Origin of the sequence: Neptunomonas japonica DSM 18939 (genome assembly GCF_000422765.1) — a bacterium.
Classification (GTDB): domain Bacteria; phylum Pseudomonadota; class Gammaproteobacteria; order Pseudomonadales; family Balneatricaceae; genus Neptunomonas; species Neptunomonas japonica.
The window spans coordinates 1-17,370 of record NZ_AUGR01000027.1 but is presented as its reverse complement, the minus strand read 5'-3'; the positions used below and the strand labels follow the sequence as shown (position 1 = coordinate 17,370).

Genomic DNA, 17,370 nt, shown 5'->3' with positions numbered 1-17,370 from the left:
CGTTTAGGGGAGTATGTATGCACTATCACACACTGGGAAATAGCGATCTTAAGGTAAGCCGCATCTGTTTGGGAACCATGACGTTTGGCGAACAAAACAGTGAAGCAGAGGCTCACCAAATGCTAGATTATGCTGTTTCTCAGGGAGTGAACTTCCTAGATCTAGCCGAAATTTATCCGGTGCCAACCTCGGCAGAGTCGCAAGGGCTTACTGAGCATTATGTTGGTAATTGGATGAAGCTTCGAGGTAATCGTGAGCAAATAGTTATCGCAACAAAGGTCTCTGGCCCTGCGGATATGGTGAGCTATCTACGCCAAGATATTTGTTTTGATAGCCATAATATCCGCATGGCAATTGAAGGAAGCTTGCAACGCTTACAAACTGAGTACATCGATCTTTATCAGTTGCATTGGCCTGACCGAAAAACTAATTTTTTTGGTCAGTTAGGTTACCAGCATGATACGTCAAAGGATGGCGTGCCGATTCTGGAAACCTTGAAAGTTTTAAAAGAGCTGGTGGATGAAGGAAAGGTTCGTTATATAGGTCTGTCTAACGAATCACCTTGGGGTGTGATGACCTTCCTTAAATATGCACAAATGTATGATTTACCTAAAGTTGTTTCAGTACAAAACCCGTATAGCTTGTTAAACCGTACCGATGAAATTGGTTTAGCCGAAGTGTTACAGCGTGAAGAGGTAGATATGCTGGCATATTCGCCGTTAGGTTTTGGTGTACTATCAGGAAAATATTTAGACGATCAACGCCCCGTTGGTGCGAGACTCACTTTGTTCCCCAGTTATGCTCGTTACATCAAACCTAATGGGGTTAGAGCTACTCAAGCTTATGTTGATCTAGCTAAGCAGCATGGAGTGGATCCAGCCCAAATGGCGCTAGCTTATGTCAGTAGCCGTGCTTTTGTGGGTGCTACTATTATTGGGGCTACCACTATGGAGCAGCTTCAAAATAATATTATGTCTGATGAGTTGCTGCTTAGTGATGAAGTTCTACACGCCATTGAAGATATACATAGTAATAATCCAAACCCCAGTCCGTAACAGTCCAGCTCATTTTCCCTTGTGTGCTGCGTAGACCCAACTTAAATACAAATTTCACTCATGCCATAAGTCGGCTATAGTTACTGAATGTAGCCTGAATTTGTTAGTGTGAGCGCAGATGCTTGCTCGGCTAAGGTCTATAGCGTGTTAACCGTAGCAAGAAAGGACTTTGTGATGCGGCGTTATCTTCAGTTAATTGTTTCTATGTGGCTTTTTCTAAGCTGTGTTGTGCCTGTCTCAGCGGCTGAGTGGGTCTATATTGTTCATGAGGGAGATACTCTTTGGGATTTTAGTATTAAAAATCTCAAAAACAGCGGGCGCTGGCAAGATTTACAAAAAATCAATGGGATAAAAAACCCAAAGAAAATGCAACCAGGTACACGTATTAGGGTGCCTTTGGCGTGGGTGAAAGAAGCGCCTGTAGAAGCACTGGTTGTGGCTATCTTGGGTAATGCTTCATTGACCCTAATAGATAGCAGTGTAAAGCCTGTTATTGTTGGTTCACGTATTCATTTAGGCGACCAGCTTAATGTTGGTCACGCCAGTAGCTTATCTGTGAAATTTGCAGATGGTTCCATTATTACTTTATATGAAGGCAGTGCAGTGCGCTTTAATCACCTTAGTCAATTTGGTGATTCGGGGATGGTAGATACTCGTTTGCGTTTAGAAAAAGGGCGTGTTGATACGCGTGCCATACCGGCTAAAGGTGATGGGTCTCGTTTTGAAATTCAAACGCCTTCGGCCATTACTGCAGTGAGAGGAACAAAGTTCAGAACAACGGTTGTTGGCACTGATGATGTATCCCGTATTGAAGTTATTGAAGGTAAGGTTGCTGTTAAGGGGCAATCTAGAACACGTAATATTGCTGCTGGTTTTGGTACGCGAGTGTCTCCTGGCCAGGTACCTATCGCACCTCAAAAGCTACTCGCTGCGCCTAAACTCAAGACTGTTCCTGATGTGATTCGTGAGCTTAATTGGTCGCTTGGCTGGCATAAGCTTGTACGATCTAAAGGTTATCGTATTGAGCTGTCAAAAAGAGATGATTTTGTTGTAGTGCTGTGGAACAGGGTGACTGAAAATAGGCAGACTACCTTACCAGAAGTGCCCGATGGATCGTATTACGTGCGTATTCGCGGTATTGATCATTTAGGTATTGAAGGTCTTGCAGTGATTGCCCGTTTACAGCTTGATGTGCACCCGCAGCCTCCTTTACAACTGAAGCCCCTTAATGAAAAGGTGATAAGGGGGGGGCTCCCGTATTTCAATGGACACAATCTGCTGATGCTAGCGCGTACCGCTTGCAGGTATCTGCTTCAGAAGGTTTTTCAGGGCCCTTGCTCTTAGATGAACAGGGTGTGGAGCGAGCGTCTTACTCGCTGGATGAGCCCTTAGCTAATGGTAGCTATTACTGGCGTGTTGCTAGTATTTCCTCTGTAAAAGAGCAGGGACCCTATAGTGTGGTGCGCCAATTTCGACAGGAGCCCGTGCCGCTAGCACCTGAGCTTATTGTTTCGCCTGAAGAAGATAAGTTAACGGTATCCTTAACGGGTGAGCATGTTCAGCAATATCAAATGCAGATCTCAGAAAGTAATAGTTTTGATGAGTTAATTGTCGATAAGCTAACAAAGCAGCATGAGATGACATTCTCACGAGCAACTAGCTTGCAATATATGCGTATTCGAGTTGTTGAATCAGACGGATATAAGGGGCCTTGGGGTGCCACTCAGCTGATCTACCCGCCGCAAGATAATCGATGGTTGCAGGTTATTGGCGTGGGTATTTTAGGTATTTTGTTATTCTGATGAACGCTGCAAAGAGGCGAGCCTTCCTTATTAATAGCGGGCTTTGGGTTCTTTGTTTGTTAGTCCCTTTATTACTGCTAAATAACAGCTATATCGCACGTTTAAACTGGATTATTTATGACACTATGCATGGTTTTCTATCGCATGAAGTGTCTGAGCAAGTGGTTATTGTTGCTATTGATGACAAGAGCCTACAGCAGATAGGCCGTTGGCCATGGTCTAGGTCGGTTCATGCCTCTTTATTAGAAAAGACGACTGAGCTGGGTGTTAAGGCTGTAGGCTTTGATATTCTTTTTCCTGAAAGTGAAGCCGCCGATATTGATCAAATGTTTGCTGAGGCAATCAAGCAATCGGGCAAGGTGGTATTAGCGGTGGCCCCTGAAACCAATACATTTGGTGAGATTGCATCGGAGTCTTTGCCTATACCTATGTTGGCGTTAGCAGCAGATAGGCTGGGCCATGTTGATTATGAGCTAGGGGTTGATGGTATATGCCGTTCAGTTTATCTATATGCCGGACTGGATGGTGCGCACTGGCCTGCTTTTTCGTATGCCGTTTATCAAACGGCATACGGTAAGCTTCTTAGTACTAAAAGTGTGGAGTCGACAGGCTCTGGATGGATGAGAAATCAGTCTGTTTATATTCCTTTTTTGACACTACCCAGAACTATAAAACGAGTGTCATTTAGCGATGTTCTATCGGGGCAAGTAGATGATCTTATTCGTAATAAGCTGCTATTAGTTGGCGCCACGGCTACAGGGTTAGGTGATCAGCTGTCGACTCCGGTGTCTGGCGATCATCAGCGTATGTCGGGAGTGGAAGTGAACGCCCATGTTTTGGAGGCGCTGATTCAGCAGCGTACGCTTGAATATGCCTCTTTTCCCTTTCAAGTCATTTGTACCATGCTGGTGACTTTGTTATTTAGTTTGATTATGTATCTGTTCGGACTTTTACGAGCGCCTGTGGTGTTTTTTGCATCAATTGCCTTCGTTCTTTTGCTTGTTTTTATCTGTTTAAAATTAACGCGTATTTGGGTGCCTCCTTTTAGTGCTCTGGTCGGTATTATGGTGGCTTATTTTGTATGGGGTTGGCGGTCTCAATCCATCGTTCAAGGAAAACTATCTCGTTTGAACCAAACGCTACAACATCAGGGTGATCATGATCCTGTATCTTCTTTGCCGAATAGAAGTATGCTTGAAAAAAGTCTTAATCAGAGCATGCTCAGTGCTAAACAATCGGGAGATTTAGTGAGTGTTTATATTATTAATTCTGGGCAGCTACGGACGATTAATGACCAGTTGGGTTTTAAAGTAGGGGATGAGTTGTTGCACCAAGTTGCTCTGCGTATACAGCAGACACTGGGAGAGGAGGCCGTTGTTGCCAAAATAAATGGTGAATTTGCAGTGGTGCAAGAAACATCTAACGAACTCAGAATTAAGCATGTGGGTGGTCGCTTATTACAAATTTTGCAGCAACCCATCGAGTGGCAAGGAAAAGACTACTACCTGCCACCAAGCATTGGTGTCAGTGTTTTTCCTGAAGATGGCCTGAGTAGTGATGCACTGATTAATCATGCTTTCACTGCCATGCATCGGGCAAAGGCAGATAAGAAGCGGGGCTTATTATTTTTCTCTCAACAGATGCGGACTGATTTAGTACAGCGTTCTGAGTTAGAAAATGATCTGCGTAATGCCTTAGTTAATAAAGAATTTGAAGTTTATTATCAGCCAAAAGTGTGTGCGAATAATCATAATATTAAGGGTGCTGAGGCACTACTGCGTTGGCATCACCCCATTAGAGGGATGATCCCCCCCTCTGACTTTATTCCGTTAGCAGAGAAGCAAGGGGTTATTGTCGAAATAGGCGCCTGGGTCTTGCGAGAGGCTTGCCTTCAAACTAAGCAATGGCATGCTTTGGGTTTCTCTGAGTTTCAAATTGCGGTGAATGTGTCTGCTGTCCAGCTAACTGAGAGTGACTTTCCTGCGGTACTACATGATACATTGGTTGAAACCGAGCTTGATCCTCAGCTACTAGAAATTGAGGTGACCGAGACCGCGTTGATGACGGATGTTGAATTAACAATTAGCATACTTGAGCAGATTAAGGCGTTAGGAACCGGTGTAGCTGTTGATGATTTTGGAACGGGCTATTCATCACTGAATTATTTAAATATGTTTCCAGTAGATTCACTAAAAATTGATCGGGTTTTTGTTAAAGATATCGGTATTAAGAGTGATAGCAAAGATATCACCTCTAGTATTATTGGTATGGCGCATCGCCTAAACCTTAAAGTGGTAGCTGAGGGTGTTGAAACGCCAGCCCAGGCTAAGTTTATGAAAGATAATGCCTGCGAATACCTACAAGGCTTTCTTTTCAGTAAGCCTTTACCTGCTAATGAGTTTGCCGCCCTTCTTTCTAAGCCCTGATTTGTTCTCTTTATAGAACTGCATAACGTAAAACTATTATTTAGATAGCGATAGCTAATTAGCTATTATGTAGTGCACCTGATACTACTAAAGATGTAATTTGGATGATTGAGGGTGCTGTTATGTTAAAAGTGAAAGATCTAATGCTAGCGAATCCGCCATTGTTATCAGAAGAGCAGGGGCTTCCTGACGCGGTTGATATGATACTTAATAGCGGTTATTTAGGGCTGCCAGTGATTGATGCTGGAGGATGTCTTATTGGCTTTGTATCGGAACAAGATTGTATCAAGGTGTTGATTAGTGAAAGCTATCATTGCGATTCTCACACCTTGGTTAAAGATGTGATGAGGCATGATCCGCTCTGGGTATCCGCACAACTGTCGGTTCTGGAGTTGGCTGAGCGTTTTGGCAAAGGCCAGCCAAAGGTTTTTCCTGTTGTAGAAGACGGCATCGTCACTGGTTTGGTGACGCGTGGTCAAGTGATGAAATCTTTAAGTCACTCGTTGCAATCATGTCGGGTGGCTTGAGCCACCCGTGGTTAGGCTAGCGTAGGCTGATAACCGGCCAGCCTTTTTGTTGCGCGGTTTGCATTAGCGTTTCATCCGCGTCGACAGCAATGGGGTGGTCAACAAGCTCTAATAACGGTAGATCGTTTCGTGAGTCGCTATAGAAAGAACTCCCTTGTAGCGAGTGATTATTGTCTTTCAGCCAGTGATTCAAGCGCGTTACTTTGCCGTCTTGGAAGCAGGGGGTACCTGCCACTTTTCCGGTATAGCTGCCGTTAATTATTTCAGGGTCGGTAGCCAGAATAGCATCGACTCCAAGGCGGGCTGCAATAGGGCCTGTGACAAAACTATTGGTTGCTGTGATGATGAGCAAAAAATCACCTTGGTCGCGGTGTTTCTTAAGTAGGGCTAATGCCTTAGGTAAGATTATTGGCTCAACTTTCTGCTGCATGAACTGTGCATGTAGTTCTGATAACTTTTGTGCAGAAAGCATCGCTAGTGGGCGTAAAGCAAACTCAAGAAACTCTTGGATGTCTAAGGTTCCTTGCTGATATTGCTGAAAGAAATAGTCATTACTTTTACTATATTCAGCGGCATCAACAATTCCTTGCTCGCAAAGAAACTCACCCCATGCATGGTCGCTATCGCCATTGAGGAGGGTGTTATCAAGATCAAAGATGGCCAGGCTCACGTATTGCACTCCCTTAGTTAGACTGGCAAGCATAAAGTGATATCTATTTGCTTTCAAATTTAGTGCTTTTCCCTATCCGACAGACAAGCTATTTGCGGATGGCAGTAAGTGTGGAACAATAGGGGCAAAATAGTTACAGGATTTGTATACGTGATTGATTCAGACGGGTTTAGACCGAATGTAGGTATCATTCTGGCAAACCCACTGGGTCAGGTGCTTTGGGCGCGTCGTATCGGACAAGATGCCTGGCAGTTTCCGCAAGGGGGAATTAACCCCGATGAAACGCCTGAACAGGCAATGTATCGAGAATTAAGAGAGGAGGTCGGCCTCAGCGAGAAAGATGTTGAGGTGGTCGCTGTCACTCGTGGCTGGCTTCGCTATCGGCTACCCAAGCGCATGATCCGCAGGCACTCACACCCCATCTGTGTGGGTCAAAAGCAGAAGTGGTTTTTGCTCAGAATGCTGAGTCATGACGATGCTGTAGTAATTGATCATACTGATTCACCGGAGTTTGACGGTTGGCAGTGGGTTAGTTATTGGTATCCATTGGGTCAGGTTATTTCTTTTAAGCGTGAAGTTTATCGAAAAGCGATGAAGGAATTATCGCCAAAACTATCGCGTGTGGTTGTACAACAGCAACGCTAACGTCACAAGGAAAAGAAATATGCTGGAATTACTGCGCAAAATTGTTCAAGAAGTCAGTACTGCGCCTGATGTGGATGCCGTGCTGGGGTTGATCGTGCGCAGGATTCAACGAGGCATGAAAACCGAAGTGTGTTCAGTGTTCCTACTAGATGCCCCGTCACAACGTTTTGTGTTGCGTGCCTCTCAAGGGCTTAATCGTAAAGCTGTTGGCCGTGTTTCTCTTTCTTCTTCGGAAGGGATTGTTGGTATGGTGGCGAAAAGAGCTGAGCCGATTAATTTGGAAGATGCTGAAACTCATCCAGCGTTTTATTTGTTGGAAGACACTGGCGAAGAGCGCTTTCATGCTTTTTTAGGTGTGCCGATTATTCATCAAAAACAAGTGTTAGGTGTGCTTGTTGTGCAACAGCAAGACTGTCGCCGTTATGATGAATCAGAAGAGGCGTTCCTAGTGACTATCTCTGCTCAGTTGGCGGGGGTTATAGCGCATGCTCAGGTCACAGGAGCGATCAGTAAGATTGCTTGGAAAAACCAAAAAAGTATCGATCATCGCTTTGAAGGTATTCCGGGCGCTCCGGGCGTGGCTATTGGTCGAGTTGTGGTGGTGGCCCCTTTGGCTGATATTGACGCGGTACCTGAAAAAATCGCTGATGATATTACACAGGAAGTTGCTCGGTTTGAAACGGCATTAGAGCGAGTACGTGCGGATATCCGCAAAGTAAGCGCTAGGCTTGCCAAGCGTCTACGTCACGATGAGCAGGCGTTGTTTGATGTATATCTTAGGATGTTAGATGACAATGCGCTAGCGGGTGAAGTGGTTGCACAGATTAAACAAGGCAACTGGGCCCAAGGAGCGCTGAGCTCGGTTATTACCAGCAATGCGCGACAGTTTTCCAGAATGGATGATCCTTATTTGAGAGAACGAGCAACCGATGTTCGTGATCTAGGACGCCGTGTTCTTGCTTATCTGCAAGAAGAAAGTGGTTCCAAAAGAATTGAGCTGCCTGAAAACGGTATTTTGGTGGCTGATGAGCTGTCGCCGGCAGTATTAGGTGAAGTGTCCGCAGAAAAGCTTGCTGGGCTAGTATCTGTACTGGGCTCAGGTAACTCCCATGCGGCGATCTTGGCTCGTTCAATGGGTATTCCTACAGTAATGGGTATGGTTGATCTACCTTATCGTCAACTGGATGGTCGTGAAGTTATTCTTGATGGTTATTCCGGTCGTTTGTATGTGGATCCATCAGAGGAGCTGATACAAGCTTATCGAGAAGTACTGCGTGAGCAGGAAGAAGTCGCTGCTGAGTTAGCGACATTAAAAGACTTACCCGCTAAAACGATAGACGGTAGTCGTATGCCGCTATGGGTAAATACTGGACTTATTGCTGATGTATCACGCTCATTGGAGCGCGGGGCTGAAGGAATTGGTTTATACCGTACTGAGATCCCATTTATGGTGCGGGACTTTTTTCCTAGCGAACATGAGCAGATGCAAATTTATCGCCGTCAGTTAGAGGCCTTTGCACCTCTGCCTGTAACAATGAGGACACTTGATATTGGTGGAGATAAGGCGTTGCCTTACTTTCCTATTAAGGAAGAAAACCCATTTCTTGGTTGGCGAGGCATTAGGGTGACGCTAGATCATCCTGAGATCTTCTTGGTGCAGATCAGAGCGATGCTCAGGGCTAATGAAGGCCTAGGTAATTTACGTATCATGTTGCCGATGGTGACCAGTGTAAATGAAGTAGATGAAGCTAATAATTTGCTAGATCGTGCATTAATTGAACTGCAAGAAGAGGGCTATGTCGTTGCACGACCTTCTGTTGGGGTAATGATTGAAGTACCTGCTGCGGTGTACCAGTTACGGCGTTTTGCAAAGCGGGTTGATTTTATATCTGTAGGCTCAAACGACCTTACTCAATATCTCTTGGCGGTAGACCGTAATAACCCAAGAGTAGCGGGCCTCTATGTTCCCTATCACCCTGCTGTGCTTAAAGTCCTTGAGGATATTGCGCGAGAAGCGCGCAAGGATAAACTACAGGTCTCTATTTGTGGTGAGATGGCTGCTGACCCTGGTGGCGCCTTGCTGTTGATGGCGATGGGCTATGATGCGTTATCTATGAATGCGACTAACCTCCCTCGGGTGAAGTCGACCATACGTAGTGTCTCGATGGTGCAGGCAAAAGTGCTGCTTGATAAAGTCATGCGCATGGATGACGCCGATAAAATACAGGCACTGATGACAGAAACGATGGAGTCTTTAGGATTAAGTCAGTTAAGTAGCCCGGTGTTGCCTGAGTGATATGCTAAAGACTGCTTTATTACGGCGCTTAACCAATGGGTTTCATGAGAAGAGTAAAACGCTCTTCGCTTACTTTACCTGATGGGTTAAATCTGAACTCCGCTATTTGAGTTTCGCCAGAGTTTTTTTGCAGTAGGACGGTGGTGGCGCGAGTGCCATAGCTTGGGATGTTGATAAAGCAGGCTGATAGTTGTTTTTCCCATTCATAGCTTATACCTGTGTTAGGCAGGTCCTTGTCTGCGGCTTGATGCTTTGAATGAAGTAAATTGGCAAGCGATTCAATGGAGAGCTCTCTTTTGATGAGCTCAACTAGACCTTGTTTGGCCGCATCTACTTTTGGCCAGCTGCTGTCTAAATAGGCATTGCTTAAGCCGTAAACTCCGGGAGCAATTCGCTCAGATGGTGCGCCTTTGTTTGAGCAATAATAGAGCCCTGTAGTATCTCCCAATAGTAAATTGAAGCCTCCATATGGGCTGCTATCAGTGGCTAGTTCTTGTAGGTAGGTTTTGGCGGGTGTCTCCTTGGTGAGAAAGCGCCGTGTAAGGGCGCCCCGAGACTTTACATTACTTTCTATACTTGTGCCGTCTCTGAAGTTTGTGACCGCTGCCAGCTTGCCATTCTTATTGATCCCTAGCCATGTACCGTTTTGCTGTAAATCTTTGCCTGCCAATACGTTAGGGTGATCTTTCCAAAAGTGCATGTCTAATGTTGGTCGGGCGTAAAACTCATCACGGTTTGCCACCATAATAAGTGAGTATTCGGGGTGTTGTTGATAAGCGAAGGTGATTAGGCACACGGTTGATGCTTTCTCCTGTCTTTGGAGTGCTTACATGAAGCGAATTCGATAAACTAGCACATTAACATGAAAAAAATACGGATTAGAAGTGATGTTACTAACTCTTGTGCTCTATTTGGTTCTCGGTGCTGCGGCGGGTATTGTGGCAGGCTTGTTTGGAATAGGCGGCGGTTTGTTAATCGTTCCTGTGCTTATTTTTAGTTTTGGGCTGCAAGGAATGTCACCAGAAGTATTGACGCATGCGGCAGTGGCAACCTCACTAGCAACCATTGTAGTGACCTCTATCAGTTCTGTGCGGGCTCATAACAAGCGTGGTGCTGTGCGCTGGGAGATGTTTAAGCCTTTGGCCGTCGGTATTATCGTAGGAGCTTTTATCGGTGTGTTTACAGCTGATCTGATGAAAGGCGCTCACTTACAGATTGCGATTGGTGTTTTTGCAATGGTGGTAGCCATTCAAATGGCATTCGGTTTAAAACCTAAAGCAGGTAATGAAGCGCCTTCGGATAAAGGCTTGGCGGGTGCTGGTGGTATTATTGGTTGGGCGTCTGCTATTTTTGGTATTGGTGGTGGTACGTTAACGGTGCCGTATTTAACCTGGAAACAAGTATCTATGCAGGAGGCGGTAGCTACTTCTGCCGCTTGTGGGTTGCCCATTGCTTGTATGGGTGCCGTAACAAATATCTATACCGGGTGGGGTGAGGCAGGCTTAGCAGAGTGGAGCTTGGGTTATATCTACTTGCCAGCTTTTGTAGGTATCGTGATCAGTAGTTCTTTGTGTGCAAAAATTGGAGTGAAGTGGGCGCATAGTTTGCCAGGCGATCTGCTAAAGAAAATTTTTGCTGGCTTTCTGGCATTGGTTGCTGCTCGATTCCTATTATCTAACTTATTTTAAGGAACGCTATGTGGGTTCATGATATTAATCCGGTTGCACTGGATTTAGGTTTTATTCAGATCCATTGGTACGGGCTGATGTATTTAATCGGATTTGGTGCGGCATTCTGGCTGGGTGCTTATCGAGCACGACGCCCTGGTTCTGGTTGGACCGAAGATCAAGTATCCGATCTGATCTTTTGGGGTGCTATGGGAGTCGTGTTGGGTGGCCGTATGGGCTATGTACTGTTCTATAATTTTGACCAGTTTCTCTCTGACCCGCTCTGGTTGTTTGCTGTTTGGGAAGGCGGTATGTCTTTTCATGGTGGTTTGCTAGGTGTTTTGGTTATGTTGTGGTTGTTTGGCAAAAAGCATGACAAAAGCTTTATGCAGATGGGGGACTTTGTTGCGCCTTTGGTGCCGATAGGGTTGGGTGCTGGTCGTGTCGGTAACTTTATAGGTGGTGAGCTCTGGGGTCGCGCTGCTGATGTTCCTTGGGCGGTTGTTTTTCCGCGCACAGCTGACGGTTTGGCAAGGCATCCTTCTCAGCTTTACGAAGCGTTCTTGGAAGGTGTTGTCATGTTTGTAGTGCTTTGGTGGTTTACATCAAAACCGCGTCCTCGCATGGCTGCATCGGCGTTATTTTTAATTATGTATGGTGTGTTTCGTTCCTGTGTTGAATTTTTCCGCGAGCCGGATGCGCATATTGGTTACATCGCATTTGGCTGGTTAACAAAAGGGCAGTTGTTATCACTACCGATGATCATCTTCGGTGCTCTCTTGTTATTGTGGGCTTATAAGCAAAAAACATCATCGGCTGCGGTTTAATAAGGTTAGAAGGTATATGAAACAATATTTGGATCTTTGTCAGCGTCTTATTCAGCAAGGTGAATGGGTTGAAAATGAACGCACAGGCAAGCGTTGTCTCACCGTCATTAACGTGGATATGACCTACGATGTCGCTAATAATCAGTTTCCATTGCTCACAACACGAAAATCATTTTGGAAATCAGCAATCGCCGAATTGCTAGGATATTTGCGTGGCTATGATAGCGCTGCTGATTTTAGAAAGCTGGGTACGAAAACTTGGGACGCCAATGCTAACGAAAATAGCGCATGGCTAAGTAACCCTCATCGTCAAGGTATCGATGATATGGGGAGGGTATACGGCGTGCAGGGGCGTGGTTGGAAAAAGCCAGATGGCGGTGCTATTGATCAGCTACGCAAGCTGGTGGACGATCTCTCTAGAGGTATTGATGATCGTGGCGAAATTTTAAGTTTCTATAATCCCGGTGAATTTCATATGGGCTGCTTGCGCCCGTGTATGCATACTCATAACTTTTCATTGTTGGGTGATACATTGCACCTGACATCCTATCAGCGTTCATGTGATGTGCCACTTGGGCTCGTGTTTAATCAGGTACAAGTGTTTGCGTTCTTGAAGATCATTGCTCAAATTACCGGACATAAGCCGGGGCAAGCGTTTCATAAAATCGTTAATGCACATATTTATGATGATCAGATTGAGTTAATGCGTGATGTGCAGTTACGCAGAGAGCCCTTTGAGTTGCCTCAGTTGCATATCAATCCTGATATTAAATCACTCGAAGATTTGGAAACCTGGGTGACGATGGGTGATTTTGAGGTATCAAACTATCAATTTCATGACCCAATTCAATACCCGTTTTCAGTATAAATTAACGGACTAACTTTAACGACTGGGGTTTATTTTATGAGCAAGCAAGCATTTCAAGATTGCTATCCTGAAGAGCTGAGTCATTGTTATGGATGTGGAAGTAATAACGCAGACGGGCATCAGTTAAAAAGTTATTGGCTAGATGAAGAGAAGGGTGAAACGATTGCACACTTCACTCCAAGGTCATGTCACACGGCTATTCCAGGTTTAGTCTATGGAGGCCTGATTGCATCCTTAATTGATTGTCACGGTACTGGCAGTGCTTCTGCAGCGGCTTATCGAGCGCAAGGGCGTGTTATTGGTTCGACGCCTGCGCTTCGCTTTGTTACGGGGGCCTTGAATGTAAACTTTTTGGCGCCCACTCCAATGGGTGTGGAATTAATACTGCACGGAAAAATCACTGAGATAAAAGAGCGTAAGGTAATTGTTGAGGTTGCTTTGTCAGCTAATGACCTAGTGTGCGTTAAAGGTTCTGTTGTGGCGGTCAAAATGCCAGCAACAATGGGATAGGTGTGTTTGCAGCTTCGCTCATTGAGTATTTGAAAATCTTTGCTTTTCTTTATTGTGGGCTAGATATACCTAGACTGAGTAGCCAAAGATATAAGATGAAAAGTAGGCGCCTAAGTTAATCGGTGTGTTTTTGTCTAAAATATAAACTATTGTTATTTTCTTGTTTACTGTGTTTTCACATAACAGCAAAAGCTTATTTAAGGTGTATTTCTATGAGATTGTCCATGATTGTTGCTCAGGCACAAAACCGAGTGATTGGCAGGCAAAACAAGCTTCCTTGGTATTTGCCTGGTGACCTGAAATATTTTAAACAAGCAACGATGGGCAAGCCGGTCATTATGGGGCGTAAGACATATGACTCGATTGGTAGGCCGCTACCAGGGCGCTTGAATATAGTGATTTCGCGCGATGATGCTTATCAGTTGGAAGGCGCAAAGGTGGTGCGTTCCCTGAATGAGGCCTTTGATTTAGCCGCCTGTCAGGCAGAGATCGATGGTGCTGAAGAGGCTATGGTTATCGGTGGGGAGCAAATATATGCTCAAGCTTTACCACTGGTTGAGCGTCTTTATGTGACGCAAGTACATGCAGAAGTTGATGGTGATGCCTATTTTCCTGAGTTCTGTGTGGATGAGTGGAAAGAGCTGGGGCGCGAGGATTTTCAAGCCGAGGGGCCGAATCCATATGATTATAGTTTTGTTGTATACCAGCGGGCCAGCTAGATGATTGATGACAGACTGCTAGCGATTTTATCGAACGGCCAGTTTCATTCAGGGCAAGAGCTTGGTGATTTATTGGGCGTGAGCCGCAGTGCTATCTGGAAGCAGATGAAAGAGCTTGAGCAGCTAGGTGTTGATGTCTATAGCATCCGAGGACGTGGTTATCGCGTTCCGGGAGGCTTGGATTTGCTCTGTGAAAAAGAAATTGTTACGGGCTGCTCTGAATATGCAAGTAGCCGCTTAACAACGATTTCTCTAGAGCGGGTTGTTGATTCTACAAATATGATGGCCATGCGAGAAGTGCATCAGCAGGGTGTTGTTTCTGGGCGCTTGTATTTGGCTGAGTATCAGACTGCGGGCAAAGGTCGCAGAGGTCGGGCGTGGGTGAGTCCGTTTGCAAAAAACCTCTATTTTTCGCTGGTATGGCGCTTTACTCAAGGCGCTGCTGCGCTAGAGGGCTTAAGTCTTGTTGTCGGCTTGGCGTTGGTAAAGGCATTGGGTTACTTGGGTGTGGAGCAGGTGCAGGTTAAGTGGCCAAATGATCTGCTGGTTAACTCCAAAAAGCTTGCGGGGATATTGCTTGAGATGCATGGAGATGCATCAGGTGAGTGTCAGGTAGTGATTGGTGTGGGCGTTAATGTGGCTATGCCGGATCAAGCGCAGGAGTCTATTGATCAGCCGTGGACCGATCTGCATAAGCTCTGTGGTGGCGGTATATCACGAAATACATTGATGTCAGCAGTACTCAATCATCTAGTGCCTGAATTAGAGCGTTTTAGTGAGCACGGCTTCTCCGTGTTTCGGGATGAATGGCAGCAAATACATGCTTACCAGAATGAAACAGTGCGTCTGTTGCTAGGTAATAAAGAGGTAGTGGGGGAGTGCTTGGGTGTTGATGAGCATGGCGCGCTTATTGTGCAGCACTCAGCAGGTGTAGAGCACTTTCATGCGGGCGAAATTAGCGTTAGGCCGCATCATGCGTCTTGAAGTTGATATAGGAAATACTTTTTTAAAATGGCGTTTGGTTGATGCTGGCAAAGTTATAAAAAAGGCTTCTGTGTTAACGCAAGAGTTTACGGCAGCATCGTTTGCAGATGCCATAAATTGTGGTGTTGAACAGATACTGGTAGGTTCTGTTGCAGGTTTTGAATGTGATGAACGATTGCGTAAAGTGTGTAGTGCGTTATGGAAGGCTGAACCTATATTTGCTGAAACTAGCAAGCAGTGTGCTGGTGTTACTAATAGTTATCAAGATCCCTCTAAAATGGGGGTTGATCGCTGGCTAGCGATGATAGCGGCGTATAAGCGTGTTAATAAAGCAGTGGTTGTTGTTGATTGTGGTAGTGCTGTTACTGTTGAGTATCTTTCAGATAAAGGTGAACATCTAGGGGGATATATTATTCCGGGTTTGCGTTTGATGAGAGAGTCTTTGTTGAAAAACACTGCGCAAGTTCGTTTTGAGAAGCAGTCGGCAGAAATAGTGACTCATCCTGGTGTAAGTACGGCTGAAGCAGTCTTGCAGGGGAGTGCCTATCTTTTTAAAGCGCTTGCGCATGAGATTGAGAGTGATCTTGAAAAGGGTGTGGAGCTGTTTTTTACAGGAGGAGACGGTGCGTTGATGCAGGAGATGATTCAGGTTGGTCGGTATGAGCCGGACCTTGTTATGGATGGTTTGGTCTGGGTTTGTCGGTAATGCGTAAATGGCTACTGATTTTCTTGTTGTTGGCGAATGTGATCACGTTTTTTGGCTTCGTTATGACTAATGTCAAACCGGTTAATCGAGCCGATGTCGAAATTGAACAGGCATTTGTGCTTCGCTTGGTAAGTGAGGTGGCTGAGGGTAGTCTGCAGAAAAGACCGGCGCAAAAGCTGTCAGGTAGTAGGGCTGGCGAGGTATTGGCTGAATGTATTGTTTATGAGGGGCTTGGTAATCAGTCTATCGCTGATGCAGTTGCAGGTTTTATGGTTGAGCAAGGTTTGTCACCTACTATCATTGTGACGCCTGCTGAAGGTGAAAAATTTCAGCTGGTTCTTAGTCTGCCCAAGAGGATGCGAGACAAGTTGTTGCTGGTTGCACCTTTACGCGAAAGTGGAATCTTGGTGACACCGCGTCGAGATTTTCTTGCTTCTGAATTTGTCATTGCTGAATTTTTAACGCAAGCAGGTGCTCAAGATAAACTTAATGGTTTGTTGATGCTGGCGCAAAGGCTTGAAATAAAACATCTGCTTGCTGTGAAATCTCGTTATTCAATCCAGTTATCGGCAGATATTGATCGTAATTTGATCAATAAAATCAATGATGTACTGCAAAAAAAATATAAATCGTTAAAAATAGTAAAAAAACCTTGTTGAGGGGTTGCAAGGGTGGGGTCTCCTCAGTACTATATGCGCCACTTCGTTAAGCCGGTATAGCTCAGCTGGTAGAGCAACTGACTTGTAATCAGTAGGTCCCGAGTTCGACTCTTGGTGCCGGCACCAACGAAGATGGTAAGGTGGGGTTCCCGAGTGGCTAAAGGGATCAGACTGTAAATCTGACGCGCAAGCTTCGGTGGTTCGAATCCACCCCCCATCACCATAAATGCTCCGATCAGCGGGTATGGTATAGTGGCTATTACCTCAGCCTTCCAAGCTGAAGAGGTGGGTTCGATTCCCACTACCCGCTCCAGAGCTAATGGCTTGCTCATGTAGCTCAGGGGTAGAGCACACCCTTGGTAAGGGTGAGGTCGGCGGTTCAAATCCGCCCATGAGCTCCAAAAAATTCGAGAAGGGTAGATATAGAAATATGTCTGCCCTTTGTTGTATCTGTGAACTTGCGGTCAGAAAGTGGCCGGTTAGGGGATAATAACGATGGCTAAACAAGCATTTGAACGTAATCTGCCGCACGTCAACGTAGGTACAATTGGCCACGTTGACCATGGCAAAACAACTCTGACTGCAGCGTTAACACGCGTATGTGCGGAAGTATTTGGTGGTGAAGCGGTAGCATTTGACGGTATCGATAATGCTCCAGAAGAGCGTGAGCGTGGTATCACAATCTCTACATCGCACGTAGAGTACGAATCAACGATTCGTCACTATGCGCATGTTGACTGCCCAGGGCACGCGGATTATGTGAAAAACATGATCACCGGTGCTGCCCAGATGGATGGTGCTATTTTGGTATGTGGCGCGACTGATGGTCCTATGCCTCAGACACGTGAGCACATCTTGCTATCTCGTCAGGTAGGTGTTCCATACATCGTTGTTTTCCTAAACAAAGCAGACTTGCTAGCTGAAGACTGTGGTGGTGTTGATTCTGAAGAATACGCTGAAATGCGTGAGCTTGTAGAAATGGAGTTGCGTGAGTTGCTAGATGCTTACG

The 17,370-nt window shown here is 45.5% G+C and carries 18 protein-coding genes and 4 tRNA genes; 20 read left to right on the top strand and 2 right to left on the bottom strand.

What is annotated here, in order from left to right:
* The first annotated feature begins 17 nt into the window (after positions 1 to 17).
* The 5 genes from G511_RS0116040 to G511_RS0116020 all read left to right on the top strand — a co-directional run bounded on the left by G511_RS0116040 (position 18) and on the right by G511_RS0116020 (position 5,810).
* Complete coding sequence (locus tag G511_RS0116040; RefSeq protein ID WP_028470542.1) at positions 18 to 1,055, top strand: NADP(H)-dependent aldo-keto reductase; 1,038 nt, start codon at positions 18 to 20, stop codon at positions 1,053 to 1,055.
* Between the two features lie 174 nt (positions 1,056 to 1,229).
* A complete protein-coding gene (locus G511_RS0116035) occupies positions 1,230 to 2,399 on the top strand; it encodes a FecR family protein (RefSeq protein WP_028470541.1) in 1,170 nt (389 codons plus the stop codon).
* On the top strand, positions 2,390 to 2,857 hold the full coding sequence (locus G511_RS0116030) for a hypothetical protein (RefSeq protein WP_028470540.1): 468 nt from the start codon (positions 2,390 to 2,392) through the stop codon (positions 2,855 to 2,857). Before G511_RS0116035 ends, G511_RS0116030 begins: the two co-directional genes overlap by 10 nt.
* Positions 2,857 to 5,283 carry a putative bifunctional diguanylate cyclase/phosphodiesterase gene (locus tag G511_RS23975; protein WP_051222156.1) on the top strand — a complete coding sequence of 809 codons (2,427 nt, stop codon included), beginning with the start codon at positions 2,857 to 2,859 and terminating at the stop codon, positions 5,281 to 5,283. The genes G511_RS0116030 and G511_RS23975 overlap by 1 nt, the downstream gene beginning before the upstream one ends.
* A gap of 122 nt (positions 5,284 to 5,405) precedes the next feature.
* A complete protein-coding gene (locus tag G511_RS0116020; protein WP_028470539.1) occupies positions 5,406 to 5,810 on the top strand; it encodes a CBS domain-containing protein in 405 nt (134 codons plus the stop codon).
* A 16-nt stretch (positions 5,811 to 5,826) separates the two neighbouring features.
* Here G511_RS0116020 and G511_RS0116015 read toward each other — a convergent pair whose 3' ends face one another.
* Entirely contained in the window at positions 5,827 to 6,480 is a 654-nt protein-coding gene (locus tag G511_RS0116015; protein ID WP_028470538.1) for a histidinol-phosphatase, read from the bottom strand.
* A 150-nt stretch (positions 6,481 to 6,630) separates the two neighbouring features.
* Here G511_RS0116015 and G511_RS0116010 point away from each other — a divergent pair, with 150 nt between their 5' ends.
* Both G511_RS0116010 and ptsP read left to right on the top strand, forming a co-directional pair.
* The gene (locus G511_RS0116010; protein WP_028470537.1) at positions 6,631 to 7,125 is read left to right on the top strand and encodes an RNA pyrophosphohydrolase; all 495 of its coding nucleotides are present in this window, start codon (positions 6,631 to 6,633) and stop codon (positions 7,123 to 7,125) included.
* Between the two features lie 19 nt (positions 7,126 to 7,144).
* On the top strand, positions 7,145 to 9,421 hold the full coding sequence (ptsP, locus tag G511_RS0116005) for a phosphoenolpyruvate--protein phosphotransferase (RefSeq protein WP_028470536.1): 2,277 nt from the start codon (positions 7,145 to 7,147) through the stop codon (positions 9,419 to 9,421).
* A 28-nt stretch (positions 9,422 to 9,449) separates the two neighbouring features.
* Here ptsP and G511_RS0116000 read toward each other — a convergent pair whose 3' ends face one another.
* Positions 9,450 to 10,217, bottom strand: coding sequence for an NRDE family protein (locus G511_RS0116000; RefSeq protein WP_028470535.1), 768 nt, complete (start codon positions 10,215 to 10,217; stop codon positions 9,450 to 9,452).
* Between the two features lie 91 nt (positions 10,218 to 10,308).
* On the opposite strand from G511_RS0116000, the gene G511_RS0115995 reads away from it, so the two are divergent.
* The 13 genes from G511_RS0115995 to G511_RS0115935 form a co-directional block, all read left to right on the top strand.
* Entirely contained in the window at positions 10,309 to 11,109 is an 801-nt protein-coding gene (locus tag G511_RS0115995) for a sulfite exporter TauE/SafE family protein (protein ID WP_028470534.1), read from the top strand.
* Positions 11,110 to 11,117: 8 nt separating this feature from the next.
* Positions 11,118 to 11,915 carry a prolipoprotein diacylglyceryl transferase gene (gene lgt, locus G511_RS0115990; protein WP_028470533.1) on the top strand — a complete coding sequence of 266 codons (798 nt, stop codon included), beginning with the start codon at positions 11,118 to 11,120 and terminating at the stop codon, positions 11,913 to 11,915.
* Between the two features lie 16 nt (positions 11,916 to 11,931).
* Positions 11,932 to 12,783 (top strand): thymidylate synthase, encoded by an 852-nt coding sequence (locus G511_RS0115985; RefSeq protein WP_028470532.1) that lies wholly within the window; start codon positions 11,932 to 11,934, stop codon positions 12,781 to 12,783.
* 36 nt (positions 12,784 to 12,819) lie between these two features.
* Complete coding sequence (locus G511_RS0115980) at positions 12,820 to 13,293, top strand: PaaI family thioesterase (RefSeq protein ID WP_028470531.1); 474 nt, start codon at positions 12,820 to 12,822, stop codon at positions 13,291 to 13,293.
* 212 nt (positions 13,294 to 13,505) lie between these two features.
* Positions 13,506 to 14,012, top strand: coding sequence for a dihydrofolate reductase (locus G511_RS0115975; RefSeq protein ID WP_028470530.1), 507 nt, complete (start codon positions 13,506 to 13,508; stop codon positions 14,010 to 14,012).
* Positions 14,013 to 14,996: a bifunctional biotin--[acetyl-CoA-carboxylase] ligase/biotin operon repressor BirA gene (gene birA / locus G511_RS0115970; RefSeq protein WP_028470529.1), complete on the top strand. Its 984-nt coding sequence runs from the start codon at positions 14,013 to 14,015 to the stop codon at positions 14,994 to 14,996.
* Positions 14,956 to 15,702, top strand: coding sequence for a type III pantothenate kinase (locus G511_RS0115965; RefSeq protein ID WP_084629134.1), 747 nt, complete (start codon positions 14,956 to 14,958; stop codon positions 15,700 to 15,702). Before birA ends, G511_RS0115965 begins: the two co-directional genes overlap by 41 nt.
* A complete protein-coding gene (locus tag G511_RS0115960; protein ID WP_028470527.1) occupies positions 15,702 to 16,361 on the top strand; it encodes a hypothetical protein in 660 nt (219 codons plus the stop codon). Before G511_RS0115965 ends, G511_RS0115960 begins: the two co-directional genes overlap by 1 nt.
* A 50-nt stretch (positions 16,362 to 16,411) precedes the next feature.
* Positions 16,412 to 16,487 (top strand) — tRNA-Thr (locus tag G511_RS0115955).
* Positions 16,488 to 16,500: 13 nt separating this feature from the next.
* Positions 16,501 to 16,584, top strand: a tRNA-Tyr gene (locus tag G511_RS0115950).
* A 15-nt stretch (positions 16,585 to 16,599) separates the two neighbouring features.
* Positions 16,600 to 16,674, top strand: a tRNA-Gly gene (locus G511_RS0115945).
* A gap of 13 nt (positions 16,675 to 16,687) precedes the next feature.
* A tRNA-Thr gene (locus G511_RS0115940) sits at positions 16,688 to 16,762 on the top strand.
* A gap of 94 nt (positions 16,763 to 16,856) precedes the next feature.
* The coding region (locus tag G511_RS0115935) for a GTP-binding protein (RefSeq protein ID WP_028470526.1) at positions 16,857 to 17,370 on the top strand (514 nt) is incomplete at its 3' end.